Below are 10,801 nucleotides of genomic sequence, written 5' to 3'. Positions count from 1 at the left end.
AGAGGGGTGAACTCTGAGGTGGCTTTTGTCGTGATTGTGTAGTTCTTCAGTAGTATTTTTTGATGACTGTTGCTTCGGCTTCTGCTTTTCATTTTTGACCCTCAAAAACTTTCCGCCAAAGATGGCGTACTGTGCGTCAAAAAAAGATGGATTACAGAGCTTACTCCGCTTTTAAGCGATTTTCAGGGTAATTGACCAATTATTGGGAGCAAATGGGAGACTTCTTGTAAGTATTGGGAACTGTTCGGATTTATTGGGAATTTTTGAGCTAATGAGAATTTTGTGACTGGATGATTTTTAAGGGGTAAAAAGGTAAGAAAAAATTGGAGATTTGGGAGATATTGGATAGATATTGGGAGATGTTGAATGTAGTTGGTGAGAATTGGGAAAATGGATGTTTTGTCGAGGTTTTATCTCAGACGCACGAATTGAGCCAAATCAATCAACTAGTGCCATTCCTGTAATACTTCTTGATAAATATTTCAATAATCACGGTTTGGGCGGTTTATATTGAGACTGATTATCAATTAGATAGACAAAAAAAGGGTCAAAAACAGGGGTAAATTTTTTTTGTGGATTTTGTTTTTTTAATGTTGAGTCTTGGTTCTGTTTCAAGCCGAATGCTCAACGTTCACTTTCAAAGTGATCAACTACGATAGTCAAGCGATCGCGCATCTTGTGGTCAACCTAATCCAAGATAAAATCAGGAACGAAAAAATGAAATTGATGATGAGCCAGGGGTAAGCGATGTCAGCCAAAAGCGAAGTGACAATAAAATTTAGTGGCGAACTACCAACAGCCACACCAGCAGAGAATAAGAAAGTTGCAATCGAATTGACTGATCAGAACGGTATAGTCTTTACTGCTCAAGTTAACGCCAAAAGCTGGCGTAAGGCTGAAGTGCGATTCGTTGATTAGTGAATCACGGTAATCAGTCCGTAAATAACTAATCCAGCCCGTCAGCAGATTACTGACATTAAGGCTGAACTCTCGGTCAGATGCAAGTGCAAGTCTTGCCATTCAGACTCAGAATTGACTCCTTACCTGCCCACACCGAACAAGCTCGGTTCTTGTAGAGTGAAGCTGGGAACAGGGCGCAATCAGACAGCCGTTGCGGGTTGACACTGGCGCTAACAGGGAGTTCCTACGGTGAAACCGGGTCTAAAAAAAAGCAACTTATTGCGAAGTAGGGCGCAACACGAATAACCCTAACTTCACTGGAGTCAATTCCCGCCGCATCTTTCAGCAATAGCGGTAAGAGTCCAGGGAATCCAGTGGTTGAATTGACCACACCTAAAGGAACAATCAATCTCACCGAGGGAACGAATAAAAACGAGTTGTGAGTCCTGGGGCTTTCGTTCCCCAAGTAGGCTAGACGAGAAGCGGAACTCTCACAAGTCGGGTAGGACAGACCGTAATTGGTCTGAGGTGTTCAGAATACACAAACTCTAGAAGAGAAAATGATTAGACACAGTTATAAAACTAGTGAATCTTGGAGAGCCTTACCGTGGAAGAAATTCCGCCGTAACCTTTTCCGCCTTCAAAAGCGCGTGTACAAAGCTGTTCAGGTTGGAGACAAGCGGAAAGCTAGGTTACTCCAAAAGCTTATTCTAAAATCCACCTCGGCTCGATTTCTTGCAATTAGACTTGTATCTCAGCTAAACGCTGGTAAAAAGACGGCAGGTATTGATGGTAAGAAATCCCTCTCATTTGAAGACCGCTTCAACCTTGAAGAACTACTGAAAATGAATAGTGGAAATTGGAAGCATCAAGGACTACGGGAAATCCCCATCCCCAAAAAGGACGGGACTACCAGAATGCTTAAAATACCAACTATCGCGGATAGAGCTTGGCAATGCCTAGCAAAATATGCACTGGAGCCAGCACACGAAGCCACTTTCCACGCTAGGAGTTACGGGTTTAGAACTGGGCGCTCTGCCCATGATGCTCAAAGGTACATCTACAATAACCTACGCTCTTCCTGCAAGGGAATAGAAAAACGAGTAATTGAACTCGATATTGAGAAGTGCTTCGATAACAGATGGGTTTGATTTCCTCGGCTGGCACTGCAAAGTCCAGAAAAACGGAAAGTTCAGATGTAGTCCCTCAGTGAACAACTTCAAAGCTTTTCGTAAGAAAGTAAAACACATCGTCAACAACTCGAATTATGGTGCTACTACAAAGGCTCAGAAATTAGCCCCGGTAGTTAGAGGGTGGAAAAATTACCATAAGTTCTGCAAGATGGACGGGTCTAAAAACTCGTTATACCACATCGAAACAAGAGCTTACACGGTATTCAACAAGGAAACCAAGCAAAACCGCCACTCTAGCAAGAAATTACTAGACAAAGCATTTCCAAAGGTTTCCTACTCCGAAAGTAGCCACGTCATGGTCAAAGGAATTAAATCCCCCTATGACGGAGATACAGCCTACTGGAGTGAACGTAACAGTAAACTCTATGACGGCGAAACTTCTTTTGCTCTTAAGAAGCAAAACCATAGATGTGCTTCCTGCGGTTTAAAATTCATCGATGAGGAACGGGTTCACCTGCATCACATCGACGGAAATCACGCCAACTGGAAGAAAAATAATCTCGAAGCAATTCATGAGAGTTGCCACGATTACAAACACATGAGCAAAAGCGCAAGCTGAGAACATCGGGAGCCGTGTACACGGAAACGGGTACGCACGGATCTAACTGAGAGGTGCGCGGGATAATACCCGCCATCGACTCAACCACTAGCGCCTCGGAATTCGCAGACTGGGCTGGGGCTGTATCGGGCAAGCTTGGCCAACGAACAGAAAACGGGTTTGAAATTATTGATGCCGGAATTCAGCTTTTTGAAAAGAAGGCGAAGGAAGTCAAAGCAGATGTAGCGGCGGCTGAAGCTGGCGTTTCTTCATGACTACATACAACAAAACCCTACTCCTCCACTGCTCTAGTGTTTGGTGTGGGTACTCTACTATTTCTTCTCTGTCTATTTTGATGCTTTGATTTTTGCTGCTCTTGGAGTGCTTTTTCGGAGTTTGTCGTTCTTTCTCTGATGAATGGTTGCCGTCTGAGCTTTTCTTGTTTTTGGCTTTGATGTCTGGCTGACCAAGTTCTCCCTTCAGGCGATTGTTTTCAGAGCGCAACCTTTGATTTTCTTCTCGTAGTTCTTTGACTTGTGAATTTAATTCCTCTACAAGGTTCAATAATATCTCTACGCTTCGACGCACCGATTGGTCTGCAATTCCCTTTGGGTCAATGGTTTGCAGTAACACGGACACTGGCTTGTTATCGATAAGCAGTTTTTGCGTCATGTGTCTTATTTTAAGACTCTGCGTATACTTTTGAACTTTCTAATTTTTTCTCCTACCCCCAGTTATTGAGCCGATACAACTCAGACATACGTTAAAACAAAGATTTTGAAGCATATTATGAGCGTTTGAATCATATCTTGGGATGAAAGTTTATAAAAAGGTCATTAAGCCATCTCTGCTCAATGTTTAGCTTAACTGTTCCTAACTTTTTCTAAATTGCCTAACCTTCTCTACAATTTTTGACTTATTTTTTTTAGAAAAAGTCCTTAACTTATATATACTCACGGCTTATTTCTCATAAGATATTCTATTTTTAGAAAGTGAATGAACCAAACAAACTCTACTAGCTAGAGTTTGTTTGGTTCAAAAGCCGAAATTTCAATGAGATATGACTTACGTAACTCGTGTATATATCCTCCGTTTTAGTTCATAATTGACCAGGAGATTATCTATGTCTGCTACTATTTTTGCACCTGAATTCGTTTACAAATTTACCTTAGAGGAAGTCGAAGATTTGGCACTTCAAGCTTTCCAAAATAAAGGAGGTTCCGCTTGGCGAAAAATTCAGTTCCTTTTATTTGACATGAACTTGCGCTTAATGCGAGAGGGGTTTGCGTTAGGAACTCCCCGCTTCTTAAAAGAATGGCAGCTTCGCCACATGATTGAGCAGATTGAGCAGCAATACCTACCCCATGAGCAACTCTCCCCTGAACTCGCTGATGTTGAAGTTTTCATGCCGTGGCTGAAACAGCGAATTAGCCAGCATCGCGTCAACCACCATCCACTATTTAAACTATTTGATCGCGATGATTTGAGCGATGAAGAAGTCCGCTACTTCCTTGCCAATTACCGAGTCAATATGCAACGCTTCCACCTGCACGTTGCTGCTTTCAGCCTAATTGTGCCCTTTGAGATGCGCGAAGAACTCTATCACAATCTTCATGACGAGTTTGGTCAGGGGGATTTTGCTCAGGCTCACCCCAATTTATTTGAGCCCCTAATGGATTACTTTGGCGGAGCGCTAGAAGAGGATATTAACCCAGAGACTTGTCACCTGCTCAATACCAAGATGAACCTCTGCTGGTTTGCCGATGGACTTCATTACGGCATTGGTGGGATGGGAGCTTTAGAATTGGCAATTCCCCTCCAACAGCGCCGAGTTTTGGGACATCTGCGCCGTCGCGGTTTGAGTGAAGGCATGGTGAAATTCTTTGTCGTTCACTGCGAACTTGATGAAGACCACGGGGAGGGGTGGTTCGCTGCGGGAATTCCCTACATACAAACCTCTCAAGACCTGCAAAAGGTGTTCTCTGGTGCAATGCGGATGCTGGAAGCCAGAGCCGGAGTTTATGACGGCATTCTCAAGGGCATTCTGAAAAATCGTCAGCAAGAGTACAAATTACTCTCCGTTGCCTGAACGCCTTACATGGTGCTTGGGGAGATCAAAAAAAATAAATCAAGAGCCTTCGTGGTTGATCGAAGGGCGTAGTCGGTGATTCGTTTTAATCAGGCTCTTGATTTATTTACTGGTAAGTGCCTTGAAATAAATATAAGCTATGCCGCTCATAACACTAAGAACTAATAAGATATTTTCTGAGAAGATCACAAACAGCCTTGCTCAAAGTTTATCTCTGATAACTGAGAGAATTCTTCGAAAAAATGAAAAAGCAATTGTTGTTCGTTTTGAAGCCGCTGTTCAGCAAAGCCAATGGTATGTAGGCGGTGCTGTTAAAAGTGATGATGGAACAATTTTTGAGTTGAATATTATCATCACAAAAGGAACAAATACCCAGCACGAAAAAGCCGAGTGGATAGCAAAAACTTGGCAATTGGTTACAGAGGCTCTTGGCAGTGTACCCCACCCCAACTATATTTCGATCCAGGAAATAGATGGAGAAAGCTGGGGGTACAACGGTCTCAGCCAGGAACAAAGAAAGATTCAATCAACGTAAATATTGAGAAGCAAATGTCAAACAAAGATCAAATGTCAACAATACCTTTAGTGGGATACAACGGCAAAAATAAAGGTGACGATCCAATTACCAGAAATCGCCAATTGATGAGCAATGGCCAAGTAAAGTTCGATCCATTCCCATATAATTCCATTAACGACAGGGTAATTAAGTTCTTGGGCATGGAAAATGTTTCTTTGCCGGATGATCTTGAGTTCGTACCTTATCAACCAGAGGTGAGAAAAGGTGTTGGGATTCATACAATCTTTAGTCTGGTAGACCAAGACCCGCAAGGCCCTGATGCCGCAATTCTTAAGTATGAGCCAGGCGCATTTATTGCCTTGCATGAACATATAGGGTATGAAATGGTCGTGGTGTTAACCGGGGATTATATAGAGAATGGTGTTACATTCTTGCCCGGATCATTAATACTTCGTTCACCAGGCACCTTTCATACAATGGCTTCCATCAATGGCTGCACCATTTTGGCTACGCGTTATATCAAAGTCAAGCAGCGGCCTGATTTGTGGAACGAGTTTGCTTCAGGTAACGAAGATATTAATCCTGTTTGAGGATAACTCTGATTTTGTGGTCAATGAAGAGGCAGAGGACTATGTAGAGACATTGCAATGCAACGTCTCTACATACCATAACATCCTACTAGTTTAACCGAATGACATTCGGCTTGAAACCATTTTTCTTTCTTTTGCCTTTTAACTTTTTACTTTTACCTTGTTTGGCTATATCAGTTCGTATTAAAAGAGAACCTATGCATTCCTATGTACCCTTGAGTCCAACCACTTTCTTAGAACGCAGTGGTCAGGCATTTCCTAACCGAAGCGCGATCGTCTACCCTGATGGAATAATGACTTACGCCGAGTTATTGCACCGCTCTCGCTGTCTGGCACAAGTGCTGAAGCGACTCCAGGTAGGGTATGGAGATCGGGTTGCTCTCCTAACAGAGAACAACCGACAGACAATCGAAGCCCACTTCAGCATTCCAGCCATCGGTGCCGCGATCGTCATGCTTAATCCTTGGCTGGCGGTGCAAGATATCGTATCCCTGCTGGACTATTGCGAGGCTAAAGTCTTGATTGTGGATGCTTCCTTCAGCAAGAAAATCCTCCTTAACCCTCTCTTTGCCTTATCCAACTTGCAACAAGTTATCGTTATCGATGGTGCAGCCAACCCAATCTATTCTGGATTTCTCGACTACGAAACTTGTCTAGCGGGTGAAAATGGGGATTTTAGGCTGGATCAAACTGTTATCAGCGAACTTGATACCCTCGCTATCAACTTTACGAGCGGTACTACTGGTCATCCAAAAGGGGTAATTTGCAATCACCGAGGTGCTTACCTTAATGCACTGGGGCAGGCGCTGATGATTGGACTCAACCGAGCCTCTAAATATCTGTGGCTGCTCCCCATGTTTCATGTTAATGGGTGGGGGCATATGTGGGTAAATGTTGCCGTGGGAGCCACTCAAGTTATCCTGCCAAGTCACCAAATCCGAGATAGCTCTGCGGTGTGTCAGGCAGTCTCCCAGTATCAAATTACCCACCTATCTGGTGCGCCTCGCCTTGTGCGATCGCTCGCATCAGCCGCTGGCGACAAAGAAGCATTTCGGGGGCTGACGATTACCACAGGGGGAGCTGCTCCTGCTCCCACCTTGATCCAGCAATTAGATGAGATGGGGGTCAAGCTTATCCACCAATATGGGTTAAATGAAACCTTCGGCCCCTACACCGTCTGTGAGGAGCAAGAAGACTGGCAGGCATTGCCCCCTTCAAACCGTGCCCTCAAGCGCGCCCGTCAAGGAGTGGCAACTATACATGCTGGAACGGGATTGCGAGTGGTAGATGTCTCAAAGCAAGATGTTCCTTGGGACGGTTCTACTTTGGGGGAAGTGATTGTGGCGGGTAATACAGTAGCGCCAGGTTACTACAAAAATCCAGAAGCTACCGAAAAAGCTTTTCGGGATGGGTGGTTCCACACTGGCGACATGGCAATTATCCATCCAGATGGCTATCTGGAAATTAGAGACCGCCTCAAGGACTTAATCTACGTAGAAACCAATTACGGTTGGGAAAACATTTCCTCCATTGAAATTGAGAATGTGCTATGTCGGCACGAACAGGTGCGAGAGGCGGCAGTCATCGGTATCTCACCCGAAGAGCTAGGAAAAAACCGCACCCTGTTGGTGGCTTTTGTAGAGGCAGACGAATCCCAAGCCCTCACCAAGGAAGATTTGCGCCATTTTTGTGAGTCTCAACTTGCTTCTTACAAGCAACCCCAAATGTTTTTCTTCACCAACTTGCCCAAAACGGCAACGGGGAAGGTTCGCAAGAACTTGTTAGTCAAGGAAGCACTTAGCAGCATAGATTTGGGTCTAGGAGGAGTATTATCCTCTTGCCCCTTCCATTTAAAACCGGACGTACTGGTTTCGGTGTAATTAGAATCGATGTGTATATTATACCAATTCTGTGTGAGGTTGCGCTTTATTCACAAAGAGGCAATCCATGAATTGCCTCTACAACGCTAAGTCTTGCGTAAGTCCTATAGGCGCATCTTCAAAAAGAAATGGTATTACTATACTGCACCTCTCGTTCAAAACCAGACGTGCATTAGGATAACCCGCATTTCTTACAAGCTTGAGGTCAGAGGGGCAAAGGGGAAAGAACTTGGTATTTGAACTCTCCTCTGCTCCTCTGCTCCCCTGCTCAAGAGCACAAGGTTTTGAGCATCGGTGAGAAATCCGGGATAAGTGAGTAATGTTGAAGGAGGCAGGAGGCAGGAGGCAGGAGGCAGAAGGAACAAGTCGTCGATAGGATTCAGACCCCTCCTGACTCTTTGCCACTGAACTTCGTTTCAGTGTTCTTGTCTTATATTCAAAAACTTTGAAGAGATAACTAAAAATATGAGAGTAACGGCAAATATTAAAAAAGCCAATGTGAAGTGGCAAAAATTTCTCAATAAGATGGAGACAAAAGAGCGCTCAGGGTCTAGACCCAATAATCGCTATATCTTTTGGTCATTTATAGGGGCTTTTTTGGGCATTGCCATATTAGCTGAGTTGACCTTGGCGACTCACACACCTCTCATTATGGCTCCTTTTGGTGCGACCTGTGTTTTGGCATATGGTGTGTTTGATTCTCCTTTAGCTCAACCGAGAAATATTATTGGCGGTCATATGATCTCTACATTTATAGGGCTGGTAGTGCTTCACACACTGGGTTCCCATCCTATTGCAATGGCTTTGGGTGTTTCCCTGGCAATTGTTGTTATGCAATTGACTAAAACAGTTCACCCACCAGCAGGTGCTGATCCACTTGTAGTATTGGCAACCCATCCACCAGTTTCCTTTTTAATTTTGCCTGTTGCTATTGGAGCCATTATCTTAGTTATTGTTGCACTGATTACCAATAATTTAGCTTCACAGCGTCGATACCCCAAATACTGGTGGTGAGCCAGAAATATCACACCTCAAGTAGCGTACATCCTTGACCCAATGAAGTTGATTTTCGATTGACCAATGACCACGAATAGCCTCAGCGAATTCTGAGGCTGAACTATTTTTGCTACTCAAATAAAAGTGTCGTTCATGATAATCAACAATCTGACGACGACTTTTCTTTCCTTGAGGTCGAGTTCCATATCTGCTAACCTCAATTAAACTTTTAGCACCAGCCCAATCAGGTAGTAATTCAGGTGGAATTGGATAGACTTTTATCTGGCGAGTGGTCTTTCGTCCATGCAAACGTTCATCATGGTAATTGGTGTCGATAGCGATTGAGGATTCAGCTAGCTCAATAGCTACTTTCAAAAGATTTGGCTGGTTTCCTTCACTAGTAATAATGTCAGTAGACCGAAAACTTTTGCGATCGCTAAAAAATAGTAGTCTGTGATACCGTTTATTCAGGAATGTACAACAGCCGATTTCGATGCTCTCGTCTTTTACCATTTTTATATGTGCAAACTATCCACACACTAAAAGTTACTGAACCATATTTATCGCTAGTTAACCACTTCATTCAAGGTTTTACTATCAGTTAGAACTGGGGTAGTTGCAGTCATGGCAAGACTAGATATTTCTCTGGCTCAATTCCCGCAACTTCTTGACAAAATTCCTGAAATAGCAGCAAAACATGGTTATGGTGCGACGTTTGCTCTGATCTCTTCGCTTATTTATTAGCTTTACTTATGTTTCTATTTCAAAGTAAGACATGATGTACTAGTATCTAAAAGCACGACATTTTCGCAAAAATCCACTGGAGCAGGTATTCTTGACACAGCGATAGCAAAAGTTTTCGCTCTACTGAATGTCATTCCTCTACTGCCCCAAGAGCTTTTAACGTCGCAATAGTTGCTTGGGTTAAACCTGTAACACCAGTAATGTTCATCCTCTCGTAGGGTCTTAAAGCTCTGAAAGTTTTTAAGCATGAACCTGTACTAAGATTCCACAGCTTAATAGTCTCATCTAAGCTGCTACTAGCAAGGGTCTTACCTTGAGGACTGAAGGCAACTGAGGATACCCAACTTGTATGCCCTTGTAAAGTGTTTAAGCATTGACCTGTGCGAATATCCCATAACTTCACCGTTTGATCGAGACTACTACTGGCTAGGATTTGACCATCTGGACTAAAAGCAACTGAGGATACCCAACTGGTATGACCCTGTAAAGTTTTTAAGCAGTTACCGTTACGCACATCCCATAATTTCACAGTCTGGTCATGACTGCCAGTGGCTAGGATAATATCTTGAGGACTGAAGGCAACTGAGGATACCCAACTGGTATGACCCTGCAAAGTGTTTAAGCAGTTACCGTCACGCACATCCCATAATTTCACAGTCTGATCGTTACTGCCGCTAGCCAGAGTATTACCTTGAGGACTGAAGGCAACTGAGGATACCCAACTAGTATGACCCTGCAAAGTGTTTAAGCAGTTACCGTCATGCACATCCCATAATTTCACAGTCTGGTCGTTACTACCGCTAGCCAGAGTATTACCTTGAGGATTAAAGGCAACTAACCATATACGATTTGTGTGTCCTTGCAAGGTTTTTAAACATTGACCCGTATTGACATCCCACAACTTTACAGTATAGTCATCACTACCACTAGCCAGAGTATTACCTTGAGGATTGAAGGCAACTGACCATATACGATTTGTGTGTCCTTGTAAAGTTTTCAAACATTGGTCTGTACCGACATCCCATAATTTCAAAGTATGATCATCACTGCCACTGACCAAGGTTTGTCCATCCGAATTGAAGGCAACTGACAATACCCGGTTGGTATATCCTTGCAATGTTAAAAAGCTTTGACCAGTATGGACATTCCACAACTTTACCGTTTGATCGTGACTGCCACTAACTAAGGTTTGTGCATCCGGACTGAATGTGACTGATGATACCCAATCCATATGCCCTTGTAAAGTGTTTAAGCACTGACCATTGGATACATCCCATAATTTCACACTCTGGTCATCACTAGCAGTAGCTAGGATATTACCTTGAGGACTGAAGGCAACTGAAGATACCCAACT

General features: G+C 43.5%; 10 protein-coding genes and 1 pseudogene. 8 read left to right on the top strand and 3 right to left on the bottom strand.

The genetic code is table 11. The features are described 5' to 3' along the window. Positions 1–747: 747 nt before the first annotated feature. The 3 genes and pseudogenes from F8S12_RS05625 (at position 748) to F8S12_RS05615 (ending at position 2,906) form a co-directional block, all read left to right on the top strand. Entirely contained in the window at positions 748–918 is a 171-nt protein-coding gene (locus F8S12_RS05625; protein ID WP_196515360.1) for a hypothetical protein, read from the top strand. A gap of 542 nt (positions 919–1,460) precedes the next feature. After that, a pseudogene (locus F8S12_RS05620) lies at positions 1,461–2,652 on the top strand (group II intron reverse transcriptase/maturase). A gap of 53 nt (positions 2,653–2,705) precedes the next feature. Next, a complete protein-coding gene (locus F8S12_RS05615; RefSeq protein WP_196515359.1) occupies positions 2,706–2,906 on the top strand; it encodes a hypothetical protein in 201 nt (66 codons plus the stop codon). Here F8S12_RS05615 and F8S12_RS05610 read toward each other — a convergent pair. Continuing rightward, positions 2,863–3,303: a hypothetical protein gene (locus F8S12_RS05610; RefSeq protein WP_230967818.1), complete on the bottom strand. Its 441-nt coding sequence runs from the start codon at positions 3,301–3,303 to the stop codon at positions 2,863–2,865. The two genes, F8S12_RS05615 and F8S12_RS05610, sit on opposite strands and share 44 nt — an antisense overlap. Before the next feature lie 451 nt (positions 3,304–3,754). Here F8S12_RS05610 and F8S12_RS05605 point away from each other — a divergent pair, with 451 nt between their 5' ends. From F8S12_RS05605 to F8S12_RS05585, 5 genes are all read left to right on the top strand, one after another. Beyond that, positions 3,755–4,720, top strand: coding sequence for an iron-containing redox enzyme family protein (locus F8S12_RS05605; RefSeq protein ID WP_196515358.1), 966 nt, complete (start codon positions 3,755–3,757; stop codon positions 4,718–4,720). A gap of 139 nt (positions 4,721–4,859) precedes the next feature. Then, positions 4,860–5,255 (top strand): tautomerase family protein, encoded by a 396-nt coding sequence (locus F8S12_RS05600; protein WP_196515357.1) that lies wholly within the window; start codon positions 4,860–4,862, stop codon positions 5,253–5,255. Positions 5,256–5,269: 14 nt separating this feature from the next. After that, complete coding sequence (locus tag F8S12_RS05595; RefSeq protein ID WP_196515356.1) at positions 5,270–5,827, top strand: cupin domain-containing protein; 558 nt, start codon at positions 5,270–5,272, stop codon at positions 5,825–5,827. Between the two features lie 197 nt (positions 5,828–6,024). Then, the gene (locus F8S12_RS05590; protein ID WP_196515355.1) at positions 6,025–7,707 is read left to right on the top strand and encodes an AMP-binding protein; all 1,683 of its coding nucleotides are present in this window, start codon (positions 6,025–6,027) and stop codon (positions 7,705–7,707) included. A gap of 465 nt (positions 7,708–8,172) precedes the next feature. Then, on the top strand, positions 8,173–8,721 hold the full coding sequence (locus F8S12_RS05585; RefSeq protein WP_196515354.1) for an HPP family protein: 549 nt from the start codon (positions 8,173–8,175) through the stop codon (positions 8,719–8,721). Here the strand turns inward: F8S12_RS05585 and F8S12_RS05580 are convergent. Continuing rightward, positions 8,689–9,216: an ISAs1 family transposase gene (locus F8S12_RS05580; protein ID WP_196515353.1), complete on the bottom strand. Its 528-nt coding sequence runs from the start codon at positions 9,214–9,216 to the stop codon at positions 8,689–8,691. The two genes, F8S12_RS05585 and F8S12_RS05580, sit on opposite strands and share 33 nt — an antisense overlap. 361 nt (positions 9,217–9,577) lie before the next feature. Further along, positions 9,578–10,801, bottom strand: a 1,224-nt coding sequence (locus F8S12_RS05575) for a WD40 repeat domain-containing protein (protein WP_442946785.1), incomplete at its 5' end; no start/stop codon positions are given.

This window comes from Nostoc sp. WHI, from assembly GCF_015714725.1.
Taxonomy (GTDB): domain Bacteria; phylum Cyanobacteriota; class Cyanobacteriia; order Cyanobacteriales; family Nostocaceae; genus Nostoc.
The sequence above is the reverse complement of the archived record's forward strand: the minus strand, read 5'-3'. Positions and strand labels throughout refer to the sequence as shown.

Bases quoted from the DNA above. Each gene is read 5' to 3' on its own strand.
- F8S12_RS05625 (WP_196515360.1), top strand. From the start codon at position 748: ATGTCAGCCAAAAGCGAAGTGACAATAAAATTTAGTGGCGAACTACCA.
- F8S12_RS05610 (WP_230967818.1), bottom strand. From the start codon at position 3,303: ATGACGCAAAAACTGCTTATCGATAACAAGCCAGTGTCCGTGTTACTG.
- F8S12_RS05605 (WP_196515358.1), top strand. From the start codon at position 3,755: ATGTCTGCTACTATTTTTGCACCTGAATTCGTTTACAAATTTACCTTA.
- F8S12_RS05600 (WP_196515357.1), top strand. From the start codon at position 4,860: ATGCCGCTCATAACACTAAGAACTAATAAGATATTTTCTGAGAAGATC.
- F8S12_RS05595 (WP_196515356.1), top strand. From the start codon at position 5,270: ATGTCAAACAAAGATCAAATGTCAACAATACCTTTAGTGGGATACAAC.
- F8S12_RS05590 (WP_196515355.1), top strand. From the start codon at position 6,025: ATGCATTCCTATGTACCCTTGAGTCCAACCACTTTCTTAGAACGCAGT.
- F8S12_RS05585 (WP_196515354.1), top strand. From the start codon at position 8,173: ATGAGAGTAACGGCAAATATTAAAAAAGCCAATGTGAAGTGGCAAAAA.
- F8S12_RS05580 (WP_196515353.1), bottom strand. From the start codon at position 9,216: ATGGTAAAAGACGAGAGCATCGAAATCGGCTGTTGTACATTCCTGAAT.